Raw genomic sequence first — 18,026 nt, forward strand, 5'->3', positions numbered from 1 at the left:
AAACATAACGGTAGTGGCGGGCGGAGAGAAATCGGTATCCTCCACTGACATGAGGTAAGTCACAGTCGAACTATTTTCGATATGTCAGACTCCGTGAAAATACCGACTGTGAGTTGAAACAAGGAAAAAAGAAGAGAAGTAAGTAAAGTGCAGACACAGAACTATGAGGAGCAAAAAATATGAAGTTTGAAGATGATGATTTAAAGGACGGTAAACTTTGGGCTGCCCTGCAAAAAGAGATTGACCGTGACCTGGCGGAAAAGGAGAGCGGTGAAACATTCCAGGAAGAACTGGCAGACATCGAAGACTCCATTGAATTTGAAAGCAAAGAAACAAAAAGCGAAGATCACATCCCGGATGAGACTGCAAATTTAAGTAATCTGCGAAGTGTCCTTGAGGCAACTGAGCGTGCAAAAGACGAAGAAGCGAAGCAGAAAATGAAGCAGACCAAAGTGGAGCCTGTGACGCAGGACATCGAGATTCCGGAATTTACAGAAGAGGAAGAAGAAATCGAAGAGACGCCGGCTGAGACACCGAAGAAAGTCTCACGTGTAAGCCAGACAACCGAAAAACTGGAAGGTCTCGTTGATTTTGATGATGATCCGGCGGAGACAAAAACAGAATCGGAACCGGAAGAAGTGATGGTGGATGATGATCTGATCATCAACGATCCATTCGCAGATGAGGATGATCTGCTGGGAGAAGAGAAGACAGAGACCAAGGGTTCGGAGAAAGAAGTGCTTGGTGATCAGGTGGAAGCCGCAATGGAGCGCCTCGTCAGCGACACGGTAGGCCATATCCCAATGCCGGAAATAGACGATGAGGATGATGACTACGACGATTATGAGGATGACGACGAAGAGTACATTCCGCATGGCGCAAAACCGCAGAAGAAAAAGGGAAAAGGCGGTGCGGTTATCGCCGTTGCAGCCGTTGCTGTTATTGCTGTGGGAGGCTTTTTCTATGGAAGCAAAATGTTCCATTACCAGAATTATTTTTTCAACGGAACAACCATCAACGGAGTAGACTGCTCGGATATGACGGCCAAAGAGGCAGAAACGAAAATCAAAGAGCAGGCTGCAAACTATACCTTAAATGTAAAATTCAAAGACAATGATACGAAGAGTGTCAGCGGAAAAGACATCGACTACACCTACGCCGGAGACGGCAGCGTGGAGAGCGTGTTAAAGAAACAGAACAGTTTCCTCTGGTTCCTGGGAAATGGCGGAAAAGAGAAAGATTCCCAGGTCACCATGCAGTACAGTCAGGAAAAACTGGATGCGGTGATTGATGGATTTGACGAATTCCAGTCCGCAGACGGTGAGAATGCACCGGCCAGCGCCTACATCACCTTCCAGAACAATGAGTTTGAGATTGTGGATGCTGTTATGGGTGAGGGAATGGATCTTACCCTTGCAAAACAGTGCATCGAAAACGCGCTGATCAATGCGGATACCGAAGTGGATCTTGAAAAAGCAGGCGTTTACGACGGAACCTTGGTAACAGCAGATGACGAAACACTGAATGCACAGAAGGATCAGTTAAATGAACTGGTACGCGCAAGCATCACATACAGTATGCCGGATGGAACAACACAGATTCTTGACGGAAATACCATGAAAGACTGGCTGGCAGTCGATGCGGATGGAAATTATTCCAAAGATGAAAACCAGTGGAATGAAAGAGTAAAAGAATATGTGGCAAATCTTGCGGCAGCGATTGATACCGATGGCAAGGATCACACCTTCCCGGCAACCGGTATCGAAGGCGGCGTGACCATCAGCCAGGAAGGCTACGGATGGAAAGTGGATCAGGAGCAGGAGATAGCAAAGATCGCAGAAGAAGTAGATGCTCACGCAGCAGACGCAAGAGAGCCGCAGTATGCGCAGAGAGAGTTTGCTGCTTCCACAGAGAACAACGGATTCGGCAAGACGTATGTTGAGGTTGATGCCAGCCGTCAGCATATCTGGCTCTACAAAGATGGAAATCTGGTTGTCGACGGTGACTGTGTAACCGGTCTGATGGAGCAGAGCAGCTACACGAAGCCGGGTATCTACACAACCGCAGCAAAAGAAAGCCAGAAAAAACTGCACGGAGAGCTTCAGGCAGACGGCAGCTATTCCTGGGAAAGAGATGTGGATTCCTGGATTCCGTTCAACGGAGAGATTGGTTTCTACGATGCTTCCTGGAGAAGTAGTTTCGGCGGAAACCTGTATCTGACTGCAGGATCGACGACAGGATCTGTTGCACTTCCGACTGCAGTGGCACAGGCATTATATGACAATGTCGATGACGGAACACCGGTTATCATTTATTATTCCGAAGCTTATGAGGTAAGTGAAGACACGCTTACTGTGACACAGGCACCGGAAGCAGATGACGAAAATGTCGATGATACGACGAATACCACGACAGTAACGCCGACGAGAACGCCATCCTACACGTACGATGATTACACGCCGTCAACTCCGTCAACCCCATCAACTCCATCAACCCCATCAACTCCATCGACCCCGTCTACGCCGGAACCGACCACAGCACCGACCGAGATCCCGTCTACGCCGGAGCCGACCGTAGCACCGACGGAGACCCCGTCCACACCGGAACCGACCCAGGAGCCGAGCGCACCGGATCAGGGAGACCATACGGGTGACGATGATTACCCAGGTAAGGGCGAGAGCTGAGAAAAGAAGAAATAGAACATAAAAAATACGCATTCCGTTATCAAAACAGGAATGCGTATTTTTTATGAGAAAGAAACTGTTAAAAATTAATTTTCCGGTACGAACAGTGTGACAAGATCCATCGGGGAAGTGATGGTGTAGTCCGGGTTTTCGGTCTGACCAAAACCGTATGCGGCATGGACAAACGGGATTCCGGCCTCGCGTGTCGCCTTGTAGTCGCCGTCGGTATCGCCGACATAGACCGCGTGCTGCAGATGGTTCTGTTCGATGATTGTACGGATGTTGTCTGCCTTTGCCTTTCCGGTATCGCCAGGACAGAGATGGCCTTTGAAATAGTGACCGAGGCCTGTGGCTTCCAGAAAAACTTCGATATAGCCCGCCTGGCAGTTGCTTACGATATAAAGCGGGTAATGTCTGGAAAGAATAGAAAGTGCATCGACAAGTCCCGGATAAACAGGAGCCGGTGTCGCAAGAAGTGCCTCATGCTCTTTGGCACAGCATGCCTCGATCAGTTCTAACTGGCGCTCCTTTGGATATTCGTGGAAAATGACGGCGGCGATATCCGGGAGCAGGCGGCCGAACAGGCCTTTTAACACGGTTCCGGTGAGGTTTGGTGTCATATCAGTTTCTTTTTCCATAATCTGATTCCATGCGTCGGCAACAACGTCTGTGGAGTCCCACAGGGTGCCGTCCACATCAAAAATAATACTGTCGATCAAGAGTTTTTCCTCCATATCTTAAGGGTTTTGGTTATTCTTTTAAAGTATTTATTAATTTTAATCAAAAACACGTGAGAGCGCAATGTTTATTTTGCATTTTGGAGGAAAATGTGGCAAAATAAGAATGATATATTAACAGGAGATTACTATGCAGGACACAATCACAAAGCCATTATTGAAATGGTATGGCGAAAATAAAAGAGTGCTGCCGTGGAGAGAAAAAAAGAACCCGTATGAAATCTGGGTTTCCGAGATTATGCTCCAGCAGACGAGGGTGGAGGCGGTCAAGCCGTTTTATGAGCGGTTTATGCGTGAACTGCCCAATGTCGCAGCACTTGCGGTCTGTCCCGAGGAAAAGCTTTTGAAGCTCTGGGAAGGCCTTGGTTACTATAACCGTGTGCGGAATATGCAGAAGGCCGCACAGAAAATTATGGAAGTGTATGACGGTGTATTTCCGGCAGATTACGAAGCCTTAAAAGGACTTCCGGGAATTGGAAATTACACAGCGGGAGCCGTTGCATCGATCGCGTTTTGCATTCCGGTGCCGGCGGTGGACGGAAATGTGCTTCGTGTGATGGCACGCCTCCGGGAGGACGGTGAGGACATTTTAAAGCAGTCCGTGAAAAACCGCGTGGAAGCGGAATTGACCGAAATCATGCCGGCAGAAGATCCGGGAGCCTTCAACCAGGCGATGATGGATCTCGGCGCAATGGTCTGTCTGCCGAACGGCGCACCAAAATGTGAAGTCTGTCCGCTTTTTGACCAGTGTCTGGCGGGACAGCATCAGACCTGGACGGAATATCCGTTTAAAAAGAGCGCAAAGCCGCGCAGAATCGAAGACAGAACCGTTCTGTTATTTCTGGACGGTACGCACACAGCAGTGCGGAAACGGCCGAAAAAAGGACTTCTGGCGGGACTTTACGAGTTCCCGAACTTCGATGGCGTGCTCTCCGAACAGGAAGCACTTGAAGAGGCAGAAAAATTCGGCGTGACGCCGCTTCATATTCAGGCATTGCCGCCGTACAAGCACATTTTTTCCCATGTCGAGTGGCATATCACAGGATACGCTATTAAAATTGCAGGAAACGATGTGGAGCAGGAAGGGGAAGAAAAAGCCGGATTGATTTTTGCGGATGCGAAAACCGCGGCTGAAAGATATGCCATTCCGTCTGCGTTTGCGGAATACGCAAAATATACAGATCTGGAACGTGCCTGAAACGGCAGAAGAGCAAAAAAGAGCAGGGAGAAAAAAGATGAAGATTTTATCAATTGCAGTACCATGCTATAATTCAGAAGCATATATGGAGAAATGTATCGATTCGCTGCTGGTCGGCGGAGAAGAAGTAGAAATTCTGATCGTGGACGATGGTTCCAAGGACGGAACCACAGAGATTGCAGACCGCTATCAGGAAAAATATCCGACGATTGTAAAAGCGATTCATCAGGAAAACAAGGGCCACGGCGGAGCAGTCAACACGGGTGTGGAAAATGCGACGGGTCTGTACTTTAAGGTTGTGGACAGTGATGACTGGGTAAACCCAGAGGCATACCAGAAGATTTTAAATGTTCTGGCAGAAGTCGTACGCGGACCGAAAACACTCGACCTTCTGATCAGTAACTATGTGTATGAAAAAGAGGGCACCAAGAGAAAACGTGTGATGCGCTATGCGAAATCGCTGCCGGAAGGCCGCTTTTTCGGATGGGATGAGGCGAAAGCTCTCGGCAAAACACATTATCTGCTGATGCATTCGCTGATTTACCGGACTTCTCTTTTAAGAGAGTGCGGCATGAAGCTGCCGGAGCACACCTTCTATGTGGATAATCTGGTTGCGTTTATTCCGCTTCCGTACGTCAAAACGATGTATTATCTCGATGTCAATTTCTACCGCTACTTTATCGGGAGAGCCGACCAGTCGGTTAACGAGAAAGTCATGATCGGCAGAATTGACCAGCAGATCCGTGTCAACAAGCTGATGATCGATTACCTTGGTGAACAGAAAGGGCTGTCGAAGCACCTGCGGAAATATATGATCAGCTATCTGACCATTATTATGACGGTTTCTTCCGTGATGATGATGCGCTCTGGAACGGAAGAAAATCTCGAGAAAAAGAACGATCTTTGGAGATACCTGAAACAGGAGGATGCAGCCGATTACTTCCGCATCCGCCACGGCATTTTCGGAACTGTTATGAGCAGCAAATCAAAACCGGGACAGAAAATTGCAGTCTATGCCTACAAGGTAGCGCAGAAGCTGTATGGATTTAACTAGAAAGTAACGAAGCGGAGGAACGAACAATGCGAGTAGGAATGGGTTACGATGTGCATAAACTGGTGGAAAACCGGAAACTGATTCTGGGCGGTGTGGAAATCCCGTATGAATATGGCCTTCTGGGACATTCCGATGCAGATGTGCTGGTCCATGCCATTATGGATGCGCTTCTCGGCGCTGCAGCACTGCGGGACATCGGACGCCATTTTCCGGACAATGATCCGGCGTATGAGGGCGCAGACAGCATCGAACTGCTGAAAAAAGTGGGTGAGATGCTCGAGGAGCGGATGTATCTGATTGAAAATATCGATGCAACCGTTATTGCACAAAAGCCGAAGCTCCTGCCATACATCGACACGATGGTGAAAAATGTGGCGGAGGCGCTTCATCTCGAAGAGGATCAGGTCAATATCAAGGCAACGACCGAGGAAGGACTTGGCTTTACCGGAAAGAAAGAGGGAATTTCCGCACAGGCGATCTGCTGCATTTCCAAGGCACTCGACCTGATGCCGGACGACCGGATCGCAGGCGGATGCAGCGGCTGCCCAGGATGCGCAAAGAACGCAGAAGAATAAAAGAGAAATGCGATTGCACAAGGCCGGAAGATGTGGTAGACTGGAAGAAGAATAAGGGAGTAGTCGGCGGCATACGTGACGCTATAAGGCCAACAACCGAAGAAAAAGCATTTCTTCTGGCTTTGTATGAAATGACAAGACTTATCTGTATCAACAAATATGGTGCGGATAGGTCTTTTTCTATATAGAAAGAGACCAGTGTACCAGTGGGAACTTATCACAGGAACGCAAAAAGCGTTTTCAGAAGAAAGGACGGATGGAAATGAAAGAGTATCTGGAAAAAAGTTCGAAGATTCTTGATGAGTTACAGACAACGGAGCAGGGACTTTCCGAGGCGGAAGCTGCGCGGCGGCTTTCCGAACACGGACCTAACCGGCTGGCGGCGGGAAAAAAGAAGAGCAATCTGCAGCGGTTTTTCGAAGAGCTGAAAGACCCGATGATCCTGATCCTGCTCGCCGCAGCGCTGATTTCCGGCATCACATCGGCGTATGAAGGCGAATCGTACGCTGATGTGGTCATTATTCTCGCCGTTGTCATCATTAATGCGGTGCTCGGTGTTCTGCAGGAGAGCAAGGCAGAGAAAGCGATTGAAGCTCTGCAGGAGATCGCGGCAGCCACGTCGAAGGTGATGCGCGGCGGGAAAATGGAAGTGAAAAAGAGCGAGGAGCTCGTACCCGGTGATATTGTAATTCTCGAAGCGGGCGATGCTGTTCCGGCGGATGGCCGTATTTTAGAGAGCGCCAGCATGAAAATCGAGGAAGCAGCGCTGACCGGAGAATCTGTCCCGGTCAATAAAACAGCGGATGTTCTGAACGCCGGCGCAGCCAGCGAGGTTCCGCTCGGGGACCGGAAAAACATGGTCTATATGGGAAGCACCGTTGTCTATGGCCGCGGCCGCGCTGTTATCACCGGAACGGGTATGAAAACCGAGATGGGAAAAATCGCCCATGTTCTGACGCAGTCGGCGGATGAGAGCACACCGCTGCAGAAGCGGCTGAACCAGCTCAGCAAAATCTTAAGCGTGATGGTGCTCGCCATCTGTGCCGTGATTTTCGTTGTCGGCATTTTAAAAGAGGGCGTGACGCCGCAGAACATCTTAAATACCTTTATGGTAGCCGTCAGCCTTGCCGTAGCGGCAATTCCGGAAGGACTTGCAGCAGTTGTCACAATCGTGCTTTCCATCGGTGTGACCAAAATGTCAAAGCGGAATGCGGTGATCCGGAAACTGACGGCTGTCGAGACGCTCGGCTGTACGCAGGTGATCTGCTCGGATAAGACAGGAACGCTGACCCAGAATAAGATGACCGTGGTAAAACATGAGGGAAGTGATATAAAACGTCTCGTATCCGTCATGGCACTCTGCTCCGATGCGGAGCCGGACGAAAACGGCGAGGCAGTCGGAGAACCGACGGAATGTGCGTTGGTCAACGATGCGCAGAAAGAGGGATGCCCGAAGAAGAGCCTGTCCGTCCAGTATCCGCGTGTCGGGGAAGCGCCGTTTGATTCGATGCGGAAACGCATGACAACGATCCACCGCGCAAACGACGGAACGTATTTTTCCTGCACAAAAGGCGCACCGGATGAGATTCTGAAGCGGTGTACCTCCGTTTGGCGTGACGGCAGAAAACAGCCGATGACAGAAGCATTCCGGCAGGAAATCCTGTCGCAGAACAAGGCGATGGCAGACCAGGCACTCCGCGTGCTGGCGGCAGCAGGAAGAGCGTGGAACCAGATGCCGTCCTCCCAGGAGCCGGACTTTCTGGAGCAGGATCTCTGCTTTTTAGGACTTTGCGGTATGATTGATCCGGTGCGGCCGGAAGTAGTCGATGCGATCCGGGAATGCCGCGGGGCAGGCATCCGTCCGGTGATGATTACGGGTGACCACAAAGACACAGCGGTTGCTATTGCAAAAGAGCTGGGTATTCTGGAGGCGGGCTGGAAAGCGGTAACGGGAGCCGAGATTGACCAGTTAAGCGATGAGGAGCTTGACCGGAGAATCGAGGAATATGCTGTTTACGCACGCGTTCAGCCGGAGCATAAAGTGCGGATTGTCGATGCGTGGAAGCGGAAAGGCAGAATCACCGCGATGACAGGAGACGGAGTCAACGATGCGCCGTCGATCAAGCGTGCGGATATCGGCATCGGAATGGGCATCACGGGAACGGATGTGACGAAAAACGTGGCAGATATGGTGCTCGCGGACGACAACTTTGCGACGATCATCGTAGCGGTTGAGGAAGGAAGACGAATCTACGATAATATCCGTAAGGCAATTCAGTTCCTTCTGGCATCGAACCTTGCCGAGGTGCTGTCGATTTTCTGCGCGACGCTGATGGGCTTTACGATTTTAAATCCGGTGCATCTGCTCTGGATCAACCTGATTACGGACTGCTTCCCGGCGCTGGCGCTCGGTATGGAGGACGGTGAGGCAGACATCATGAAACGCCCGCCGAGAAATGCGGATGACGGTATTTTTGCGGACGGCCTCGGCTTTGATGTTGCGTTTCAGGGCATCGTGATTACGGTGCTGACGCTGGCGTCCTACTTCATCGGCCACTATCTGGAAGCCGGCCGCTGGGAAATCGTCAACAGCCCGGACGGCATGTCGATGGCGTTTCTGACACTCTCTATGGTGGAAATTTTCCATTCCTTCAATATGAGATCACGGAAAGGTTCTATTTTCCATATGAAGCATCAGAACAAGTATCTGTGGGGCGCGATGGCACTCTCATTTGTCCTCACATCCGCCGTCATTTACATCCCGGCACTGTCGAGTGCGTTCGGTTTTGAGCGGATCAGCGCGTTGGAATATGATGTGGCGATCGGCCTTGGACTGCTTGTCATTCCGGCGGTCGAAATCAGCAAGTGGATCCGGCGGAAATTTGCTTGACAAACGAGAAAAATTTGCATAAACTAGAACAAACGGAAACAGAAAAAGGCTTGGAACGGAAAAAGTAGAAAATCAGAATTGTTTCACAGAGAATGGCAGACAAATGGGGCTGGAAGCTGCCTGAAACGAGGGTTTTTGAAGTGCGTCCGGAAGCTGGCCGGGTGAAGCGGAAAAAGTGGGTAGTCCGGCACGGGTCCTGCACGTTATGCAGAAGAAAAGAAGAGGGCATGCATGCCCTTAAAGTAAAGTGGAACCACGGAGCTATTTCGTCTTTATCGGAGATGAAACAGCTCCGTTTTTGAATATTGCCCTTCGGGCAAAAAAGGTGGTAAGAAATAAAAATCTGAAAAAGTCCTGGCAGGAGGCAAGGAGAGGAAAGATGAGTTTTTTCGCGTATTTTAAAGAGGAATTTCAGGTGATTCAGGAGCGGGATCCGGCGATACATTCTCCCATGGAAGTCTTGCTGTATCCTTCATTTCGTGTTATGCTGAAGTACAGACGGGCGCACAAGCTATATCTGAAAGGCCATTACTTTCTGGCCAGGTGGATTTCACAGCGGGCAGCGAGAAAAACCGGTATCGAAATCCATCCGGGTGCGACGATCGGAAAGGGATTGTTTATTGATCATGGTTCTGGTGTGATTATCGGAGAAACAGCCATTATCGGAGACAACGTGACGCTGTATCAGGGCGTGACGCTTGGCGGTAATGGTAAGGAGACCGGGAAACGTCATCCGACGCTGAAGGACAATGTTATGGTCAGCGCCGGTGCGAAGATCATCGGATCGTTTACGATCGGGGAAAACTCCAAAATCGGAGCCGGATCGGTTGTGATCGAGGAGGTTCCGCCGAACTGTACCGTCGTCGGCGTGCCGGGGCACATTGTGAAGCAGAATGATGTGCGGATTCCGAGAAAAAGCATGGATCACATTCATCTGCCGGACCCGATTTTCGAGGATATCAAAGTACTGCAGCAGGAGAATACGGAGCTTACGAACCGTGTGCTCGAGCTGGAGGGCGAGCTGCGTCAGATGAGGAAAAAAGAAAGGACAGAACAGAAGTGACGGAAGTGGGCAAAGAGACAGAAAACGAGGAGCTTTTTCCAGAGGCGGTTTTCGGGGAGAAGGATTATCTTTCGGAGGTATTCGGACTGGAACAGCATGACATCCGCATGTATTCGCCGCTTACGCTGGCCTACATCGGGGATGCTGCGTATGAGATCGTCATCCGCACGATTCTGGTGCGGAAAGCAAATATGCAGGTCAACAAGCTGCACCGCCATGCGGCAGGGCTTGTAAAGGCGGAGAAACAGTCGGCGATGATTGAAATTCTGGAGCCGCTGTTTACCGAAGAGGAAAAACAGATTTATAAAAGAGGCAGAAATGCGAAATCCTATACCAAGGCAAAAAATGCGTCCACGATCGACTACCGCCGGGCAACCGGGTTTGAGGCCGTGATGGGGTATCTGTACCTGAAAGGGGATTACAAGCGGATGATCGACCTGATCCGGGCAGGACTTGGCGAAGTGTGAGAGCAGATAAGATTCAGAAAATAAAAAAGAAGCGGCAGGGCAGTGGGGCTTTTGAAAAAGCAAAAGTTCCCACTGCTTTTGGGACCGCGGAACAGGAATGATATGAGAGAAAACAACAGAAACGACAAGAGAAACTTTGAGAGAAGAGACGGAAAAAAACGTGACTTTAAGGGGAAACGAGATTACCGTGACAGAGACAGAAAACAGGAAGTACAGCAGGCGGATGAGGAGTTTACAGGCGGCATGGTAGAGGGAAGAAACGCTGTCATCGAGGCGTTCCGCTCCGGCAAGACCGTGGACAAGCTGTTCGTCCTTGCAAGCAGCCAGGACGGCCCGATCCGCACGATCATCCGTGAGGCGAAAAAACACGATACCATCATCAATTATGTAGAAAAAGAACGTCTTGACGAGCTGTCCACCACCGGAAAGCATCAGGGTGTCATTGCACAGGTGGCTTCCTACAGTTATGCAACCGTTGAGGACATCCTCGCGCGCGCAGAGGAGAAAGGGGAGCCGCCATTTATCCTTCTGTTGGACGGCATTGAGGATCCGCATAATCTCGGTGCGATCATCCGTACCGCAAACCTGGCAGGTGCACATGGTGTCATCGTGCCGAAGCACCGCGCAGTCGGCCTGACAGCAACCGTTGCCAAAACGTCGGCAGGTGCATTAAATTACACACCGGTGGCAAAGGTGACGAATCTGGTGCAGACCATGGAAATGCTGAAGGAAAAGGGCATCTGGTTTGTCTGCGCGGACATGAACGGACAGAGAATGTATGATCTCGACCTCAAAGGACCGATCGGCCTTGTAATCGGAAATGAGGGAGAGGGTGTCAGCCGTCTGGTGAGAGAAAACTGCGACTTCACAGCCACAATTCCGATGAAAGGCGATATCGACTCTCTGAACGCTTCCGTGGCAGCCGGCGTGCTCGCTTATGAGATTGTAAGACAGAGAAGCTGCTAGAAATTGCGGAAAATCACATTACGCTCCGGCGGAAGAAAGATGAAGGATACAAGAGATATGATGGTGAAAGATTACGATACCTGTACGGATGAGGAGCTGATTGCGCGTCTGCGGGCAGGAGAACGCGAGATTACCGATTATCTGATCGACAAATACAAATCGCTGGTGCGGACCAGGGCGAGGGCGCTGTACCTGGTGGGCGGAGATCACGAGGATCTGATCCAGGAGGGCATGCTCGGACTTTTTAAGGCAGTGCGTGACTACAAACCGGGGAAGGAGGCATCGTTTGCCACCTTCGCCGGCCTGTGCATCGACCGTCAGATGTATTCTGCAGTGGCATCGTCCCAGCGCCAGAAGCATCAGCCGCTGAACAGCTTCGTCTCGTTAAGCGAACCGGTTTCCGAGCAAGAGCTGCGCCTGGTGGACGAGGAGACACCGGAGGAGATTATGATCAGCCGGGAAAACGTAATCGGCATGCATGAGCGGATCAAAGAACGGCTCAGCAAATTTGAGTACCAGGTGCTGGAATTGTATCTGAAAGGGTACGATTATACGCAGATTGCAGAAAAACTTGGAAAGCAGCCGAAGGCAATCGACAATGCACTGCAGAGAATCCGCAGTAAAGTGCGGGAGGTCTGTTCGTGAGATGGGAAAACGACCGAAAAAATTACGGCGAATTGTCAAAAGTGCAGAAAAATCTGTGAACAAATAAAAATTTTCAAATTTGTAGAAAAAACTGTTGACAATTCACTATAGTTTTGATAGAATACCAAATGTAGCAAGGAGCTAACAAAAAAAACAAAACAACTTGCGAGTGCTGATGTGGCTCAGTCGGTAGAGCGTCGCCTTGGTAAGGCGGAGGTCACGGGTTCGATTCCCGTCATCAGCTTACTAAGAAAGATCCCGGGAAACCGGGATCTTTTCGTTATATAAAAAACAGCAGGAGATGGGCAGGAAGAAAAAGACACTATTACAAAAGGTACAGTTATGATTGTGAGGGAAAAAGAAGATGCGTCATTCGCTTGGGGGAAAGAAAGCTCGAATATAAGGATTCCAAAGGACAGGACTGTTATTTCTATTATTCGAACATTGCCGGAACAGATCTGGATATGCTGGGCTATGTGCCCGTTGCAGATATTGAGTCTGAGGTAACGGACTGGAGCATTGTTCTGCTGGTCAGCGGCATGAAAAAGAGAGAATCCAAATCGGAGACATTCAGCGCAAATCCGTTTGAATACGAATTCTTATACGCACCGCTCGGGGACAAGGGCGCTTACGCGTACCAGCAGCCGTGGTATGGATTTTCGGTCAACAAAGACAGCGAAGAGAAAGAGATCGCGGTTGAGTTTCTGCGCTTTATGATGCAGGAAAAAGAGATCGACGAGATGGCCAGTATTAAAGGCCTGCCGTCGGTGGCAGAAAATGGAACCGGCGAGTGGTATGCGGGGTTTCGGGATGCAAAAAGTATTGAGGCAAGTTTCATCAACGACGGCAGCGTGCCGGATTCCATCCGCGCGGCATTGGAGCAGGCGTGTACGGCAATGCAAACGAGGCAGTGCAGGTGTTTGTGGAGCTGTGTGCAGAGAAATAAGATAGGAAAACGAGAAGAGCGACTTATTTGTGAAAACAAGTGGGTCGCTTTTTGGTGCCAAAGATGGTAGAATAGGTACAACAGAAAAAATGAGGTGAAGAAAACAATGGAGTCAAAAAGTAAGGTACTGCAAAAACTGTTCCTTTCCACGCTGTATCTGAGTGCATTTACGTTCGGCGGCGGTTATGTGATTGTGACGCTGATGAAGAAGAAATTTGTGGATGAGTACCACTGGATAGAGGAGAATGAGATGCTCGATCTGGTGGCGATTGCGCAGTCATCGCCGGGGCCGATTGCGGTGAATGGGGCGATTGTTGTCGGGTATAAACTGGCGGGGATGATTGGTGTGCTGGTTTCGATTATTGGAACGATTATTCCGCCGTTTCTGATTATCTCTGTGATTTCGGTCTGCTATCAGGCGTTCCGGGATAATTTTTTCGTGAGCCAGATGCTCGAAGGAATGCAGGCAGGCGTCGGAGCCGTGATTGCATCCGTGACGTATGAGATGGGAGCCGGGGTTGTGAAAGAAAAAGATCCGCTGTCGCTGGTGATTCTTGTCTGTGCGTTTGCAGCAGCCTGTTTTTTCAAGGTCAACGTGATTTATATTGTACTGGTCTGCGGTGCCATCGGTGCGGTGCGGACGATTCTGGCGAAACGGAGGGGTGCGAAATGATTTATTTTCAGCTATTTTTAAGCTTTTTCCAGATCGGCCTGCTCAGCTTCGGCGGAGGCTATGCGGCCATGCCGCTGATTCAGGGACAGGTGGTGCAGGGACACGGCTGGCTTTCGATGTCGGAGTTTACGGATCTTATCACCATCTCTCAGATGACACCGGGGCCGATCGCAGTCAATTCGGCAACCTTCGTCGGAATTAAAATCGCAGGCATCCCAGGAGCGCTCGTGGCAACGTTTGGATGTATTCTGCCGTCGTGTATTCTCGTCACACTGCTTGCGAAGCTATATTTAAAATACCGCGAAATGGCAATGCTCCAGGGAATCCTCCGCTCCCTCCGCCCGGCGGTTGTGGCGATGATCGGTTCCGCAGGGATTTCAATTCTGGTCACGGCGTTTTGGAGCAGTGAAGGAGATACCGTGATCCGGCTGGCGCAGACGAACTGGAGTCTTGTCGTGATCTTTATCATCAGCCTCATCCTGCTGCAGAAAGGCAAAAAGAACCCAATCTTTGTGATGGTACTGGCCGGGGTGATGAAGGTGGCAGTGGCGCTGGTGGAAAAATTTGCGGCATGCTGTGGGACGATTTTTTAAATTCAAAGGTGAATGCTTTTCAGGACGTATTAAACTCAAAAATATATATCGATAAAACAGGATTGCTGGAATACACCAACAGTGTGATTGACACAACATCGAAGTTTATCTGCAACAGCCGCCCCAGAAGATTTGGAAAATCGATCACAGCGGATATGATGACTGCGTACTACAGCAGAAGTCTGGATACAGAAGAAATGTTTGAAAAGCTTAATATTGGTCAGGCGGCAAATCAGAAAATACAGGATGAATATCAAACAGCAGATTCTTAATAGGGAAGGTAAACATAGTGTTATACATTATTTTTGATTTTATAATGGCAGTAATTATGTTTATGTCACTTCCTTTTATTATTGGAATAATGGTAGATATCCGCCATCAGGGAATTGGGTGCTTTGCGGCATGGGTAATATGGGGAGTTATGTTTATCTTATCGTTGAGGCTGTTTAATACTCTGAAATTAAAATGTCAAAAAAAGCCAGAAAAAAGATAAAAAGGATCTTTCTTTCTAAACATGAATCGTGTATAATAAGCATTACTGTTCGGGGCCTGCCTGGAGAAATCCAGAAAGGCTCCGATTTATGTCATTTATTTTACACAGCAAGAAAAGGGGGAAACCATGCAGAAACACAGAAAATTTATTGGGGACAAACGGTTTTACCTGATGGTGCTTGGCGTTGCGATGCCGATTATGATTCAGAACGGTATCACCAACTTTGTCAGCCTTCTCGACAACATCATGGTAGGACAGGTCGGCACCGAGCAGATGTCCGGTGTTGCGATCGTCAATCAGCTTCTTTTTATCTATAACCTCTGTATCTTTGGAGGCGTGTCTGGCGCAGGAATCTTCACTGCGCAGTATTTCGGACAGGGCAACGACGAGGGTGTGCGAAACACCTTCCGCTTCAAGCTCTGGATCGGCGTGATCCTGACGGCAGCGGCAATCACTATTTTCCTTGGTGCGCACGAGCCTCTGATTCGTCTCTACCTGACAGGAGATCAGGGAAGCCAGGACATGAATGCGACATTAGCCTATGGCATTTCTTATATGAAGGTCATGCTGGTAGGACTTCCGCCGTTCCTGTTTGTGCAGCTTTATGCCAGCACGCTGCGCGAATGCGGCGAGACGATGCTTCCGATGAAGGCCGGTATCACAGCCGTATTTGTCAATCTGATTTTTAATTATATTTTAATCTACGGAAAATTCGGCGCACCGCAGCTCGGAGTTGTCGGCGCGGCAGTTGCAACGGTGCTGTCCCGTTACGTGGAGATGGCGATCGTGCTGATCCGCACGCACGGAAACAAAGAAAAATATCGTTTTACGAAGCATCTGTACCGCACGATCCGTGTTCCGGCGGCTTTGACGAAACAGATCCTTATCAAAGGAACACCGCTGATGCTGAACGAAACGTTCTGGGCAGGCGGCGTTGCGATCCTGATGCAGTGTTACTCCGTGCGTGGACTGAATGTCGTAGCCGCGATGAATATCTCCAACACGATCTCGAACCTGTTCAACGTCGTTTTCATCGCACTCGGCGATTCCGTTGCCATCATCGTCGGACAGCTCCTCGGAGCCGGAAGGATGGAAGAGGCAAAGGATACCGATACGAAGCTGATCACGTTTTCCGTATTACTCTGCATTGTGATCGGCGCGCTGATGGCGCTCGTGGCTCCAATCTTCCCACGCCTCTACAACACGACGGACGAAGTACGCCACATGGCGGCAATCTTCATCGTGGAAGTGGCCATGTTCATGCCGGTCAATGCATTCCTGCATGCAAGCTACTTTACCCTGCGCTCCGGTGGAAAAACGATCATCACGTTCCTGTTCGACAGCGTCTTCATCTGGGTTGTCAGTGTGCCGGTGGCTTTCTGCCTGAGCCGTTTTACCGGACTTTCGATCTACGCAATCTACTTTATGGTTATGTCGGTTGACCTGATCAAGTGCGTGATTGGATTTGTCCTTGTCAAGAAAGGAGTCTGGCTGCAGAATATTGTGGCGGAGTAAAGAAAAAAAATCTGTCTGTTTTCCAGTCTGAAAAGGATGGGAGGCGGGCAGATTTTTTGCTTTATAAAAAACTTTGTTGAATTTTACTGTAAAGCAAAAAAAGCCCTCCGGGCAGGATCGGACTGCGGCTGAGAGAAAGAAAAAGAGTATTTTTGATAAAATTTCGCAAATGAAGCAGCTGTTTTTGGTGGAAAAGTGGAAATTTTTTCATTAATCAAAACACCGGTTGAAATTTAGAGAACGCTTGTTATAATAGGGGTGCAGCGAACAGACATCCCGTGTGACGCGTGAATCTCTCTTCCTATTATTAATGAGACGCAGTCACACATGAAATGGAGGAAAAAAGCGATGGATTACGCAAAAGAATCATTAAAGATGCACTATGAATTACGCGGAAAGCTTGAGGTCACTTCCCGGGCGGCCGTAGATACAAAAGATGCCTTGAGTCTTGCCTATACACCGGGTGTGGCGGCGCCGTGCCTGGAAATTCAGAAAGATGTCAACAAGAGCTACGAGCTGACCAGAAGATGGAACACGGTAGCTGTTGTTACAGATGGAACCGCAGTTCTCGGACTTGGAGATATCGGCCCGGAGGCCGGCATGCCGGTCATGGAAGGAAAATGCGTGCTGTTTAAAGAATTCGGTGGTGTCGATGCAATCCCGCTCTGCGTGCGCAGCAAGGATGTGGATGATATTGTCAATACCGTGCGTCTTTTCGCAGGAAGCTTCGGCGGTGTCAACCTGGAGGACATCTCCGCACCGAGATGTTTTGAGATCGAGAAGAAATTAAAGGAATGCTGTGATATTCCGATTTTCCACGATGATCAGCATGGAACAGCCGTGATCACACTGGCCGGTGTCATCAATGCGCTGAAACTGGTTGGAAAGAAACTGGATGAAGTCAAAATTGTTACCTCAGGAGCCGGTGCAGCCGGAATCGCCATTATCCGCCTGCTGATTTCGATGGGTCTCAAAAACGTCATCATGACAGACCGCAAAGGTGCGATTTACGAGGGACGCGACGGCCTCAACCCGATCAAAGAGGAGATGGCGAAGATCACAAACTACAACCATGAGAAGGGCACGCTTGCAGAGGTAATCAAAGGAGCCGATATTTTTATTGGCGTTTCTGCGCCGGGTACGCTCACTCCCGATATGGTACGTACGATGGCAAAAGATCCGATCATCTTTGCCTGCGCAAATCCGACGCCGGAGATTTTCCCGGACGAGGCGAAAGCAGCAGGAGCAGCCGTTGTCAGCACCGGAAGAAGCGATTATCCGAACCAGGTGAACAACGTACTGTGCTTCCCTGGTATCTTCCGCGGAGCGCTCGACGTGCGCGCATCCGACATCAACGATGAGATGAAGGTCGCAGCAGCTTACGCAATCGCAGGCCTGGTAAGCGATGAAGAGCTGAACGCAGACTACATCCTCCCGGCAGCCTTTGATCCGCGTGTCAAAGATGCGGTGGCAGCAGCCGTTGCAGAGGCAGCAAGAAAGAGCGGCGTAGCGAGAATTTAAACAGAG

At 49.7% G+C, this 18,026-nt stretch carries 16 protein-coding genes, 1 tRNA gene and 1 other annotated feature; of the genes, 16 read left to right on the forward strand and 1 reads right to left on the reverse strand.

From position 1 onward, the window contains the following. Positions 1 to 179: 179 nt before the first annotated feature. Complete coding sequence (locus DW743_RS00550) at positions 180 to 2,684, forward strand: L,D-transpeptidase family protein (protein ID WP_117760569.1); 2,505 nt, start codon at positions 180 to 182, stop codon at positions 2,682 to 2,684. Between the two features lie 86 nt (positions 2,685 to 2,770). Here DW743_RS00550 and DW743_RS00555 read toward each other — a convergent pair whose 3' ends face one another. Further along, complete coding sequence (locus DW743_RS00555; RefSeq protein ID WP_226906388.1) at positions 2,771 to 3,403, reverse strand: HAD family hydrolase; 633 nt, start codon at positions 3,401 to 3,403, stop codon at positions 2,771 to 2,773. Between the two features lie 148 nt (positions 3,404 to 3,551). Here DW743_RS00555 and mutY point away from each other — a divergent pair, with 148 nt between their 5' ends. From mutY to DW743_RS00640, 15 genes are all read left to right on the forward strand, one after another. Further along, positions 3,552 to 4,619, forward strand: coding sequence for an A/G-specific adenine glycosylase (gene mutY, locus DW743_RS00560; RefSeq protein WP_055267466.1), 1,068 nt, complete (start codon positions 3,552 to 3,554; stop codon positions 4,617 to 4,619). 37 nt (positions 4,620 to 4,656) lie between these two features. Then, entirely contained in the window at positions 4,657 to 5,673 is a 1,017-nt protein-coding gene (locus DW743_RS00565; protein ID WP_117760568.1) for a glycosyltransferase family 2 protein, read from the forward strand. Positions 5,674 to 5,699: 26 nt separating this feature from the next. Continuing rightward, positions 5,700 to 6,248, forward strand: a complete 549-nt coding sequence (gene ispF / locus DW743_RS00570) for a 2-C-methyl-D-erythritol 2,4-cyclodiphosphate synthase (RefSeq protein WP_022463066.1) — start codon at positions 5,700 to 5,702, stop codon at positions 6,246 to 6,248. Between the two features lie 262 nt (positions 6,249 to 6,510). After that, entirely contained in the window at positions 6,511 to 9,138 is a 2,628-nt protein-coding gene (locus tag DW743_RS00575) for a cation-translocating P-type ATPase (protein WP_117760604.1), read from the forward strand. A gap of 42 nt (positions 9,139 to 9,180) precedes the next feature. Next, positions 9,181 to 9,415 (forward strand) — a binding site (T-box leader). A gap of 102 nt (positions 9,416 to 9,517) precedes the next feature. Then, the gene (epsC, locus tag DW743_RS00585) at positions 9,518 to 10,201 is read left to right on the forward strand and encodes a serine O-acetyltransferase EpsC (RefSeq protein WP_055227154.1); all 684 of its coding nucleotides are present in this window, start codon (positions 9,518 to 9,520) and stop codon (positions 10,199 to 10,201) included. A gap of 107 nt (positions 10,202 to 10,308) precedes the next feature. Then, entirely contained in the window at positions 10,309 to 10,668 is a 360-nt protein-coding gene (locus tag DW743_RS00590) for a Mini-ribonuclease 3 (protein WP_055221333.1), read from the forward strand. Positions 10,669 to 10,911: 243 nt separating this feature from the next. Beyond that, the gene (gene rlmB, locus DW743_RS00595) at positions 10,912 to 11,634 is read left to right on the forward strand and encodes a 23S rRNA (guanosine(2251)-2'-O)-methyltransferase RlmB (protein WP_055221331.1); all 723 of its coding nucleotides are present in this window, start codon (positions 10,912 to 10,914) and stop codon (positions 11,632 to 11,634) included. A 39-nt stretch (positions 11,635 to 11,673) separates the two neighbouring features. Continuing rightward, the gene (gene sigH, locus DW743_RS00600) at positions 11,674 to 12,279 is read left to right on the forward strand and encodes an RNA polymerase sporulation sigma factor SigH (RefSeq protein ID WP_226906387.1); all 606 of its coding nucleotides are present in this window, start codon (positions 11,674 to 11,676) and stop codon (positions 12,277 to 12,279) included. A 171-nt stretch (positions 12,280 to 12,450) separates the two neighbouring features. Next, positions 12,451 to 12,523 (forward strand) — tRNA-Thr (locus DW743_RS00605). Positions 12,524 to 12,656: 133 nt separating this feature from the next. Continuing rightward, entirely contained in the window at positions 12,657 to 13,295 is a 639-nt protein-coding gene (locus tag DW743_RS00610; protein ID WP_117760567.1) for a hypothetical protein, read from the forward strand. 36 nt (positions 13,296 to 13,331) lie between these two features. Continuing rightward, the gene (locus DW743_RS00615; RefSeq protein ID WP_022463073.1) at positions 13,332 to 13,898 is read left to right on the forward strand and encodes a chromate transporter; all 567 of its coding nucleotides are present in this window, start codon (positions 13,332 to 13,334) and stop codon (positions 13,896 to 13,898) included. Then, positions 13,895 to 14,491: a chromate transporter gene (locus DW743_RS00620; RefSeq protein WP_117760566.1), complete on the forward strand. Its 597-nt coding sequence runs from the start codon at positions 13,895 to 13,897 to the stop codon at positions 14,489 to 14,491. Before DW743_RS00615 ends, DW743_RS00620 begins: the two co-directional genes overlap by 4 nt. Then, positions 14,470 to 14,763: an AAA family ATPase gene (locus DW743_RS00625; RefSeq protein WP_117760565.1), complete on the forward strand. Its 294-nt coding sequence runs from the start codon at positions 14,470 to 14,472 to the stop codon at positions 14,761 to 14,763. Before DW743_RS00620 ends, DW743_RS00625 begins: the two co-directional genes overlap by 22 nt. A gap of 347 nt (positions 14,764 to 15,110) precedes the next feature. Continuing rightward, a complete protein-coding gene (locus DW743_RS00635) occupies positions 15,111 to 16,499 on the forward strand; it encodes an MATE family efflux transporter (RefSeq protein ID WP_117760563.1) in 1,389 nt (462 codons plus the stop codon). Positions 16,500 to 16,847: 348 nt separating this feature from the next. Further along, positions 16,848 to 18,020 carry an NAD(P)-dependent malic enzyme gene (locus tag DW743_RS00640; RefSeq protein ID WP_117760562.1) on the forward strand — a complete coding sequence of 391 codons (1,173 nt, stop codon included), beginning with the start codon at positions 16,848 to 16,850 and terminating at the stop codon, positions 18,018 to 18,020. Positions 18,021 to 18,026: the final 6 nt, after the last annotated feature.

Source organism: Blautia sp. AM28-27 (assembly GCF_003480905.1).
GTDB lineage: Bacteria > Bacillota > Clostridia > Lachnospirales > Lachnospiraceae > Fusicatenibacter > Fusicatenibacter saccharivorans.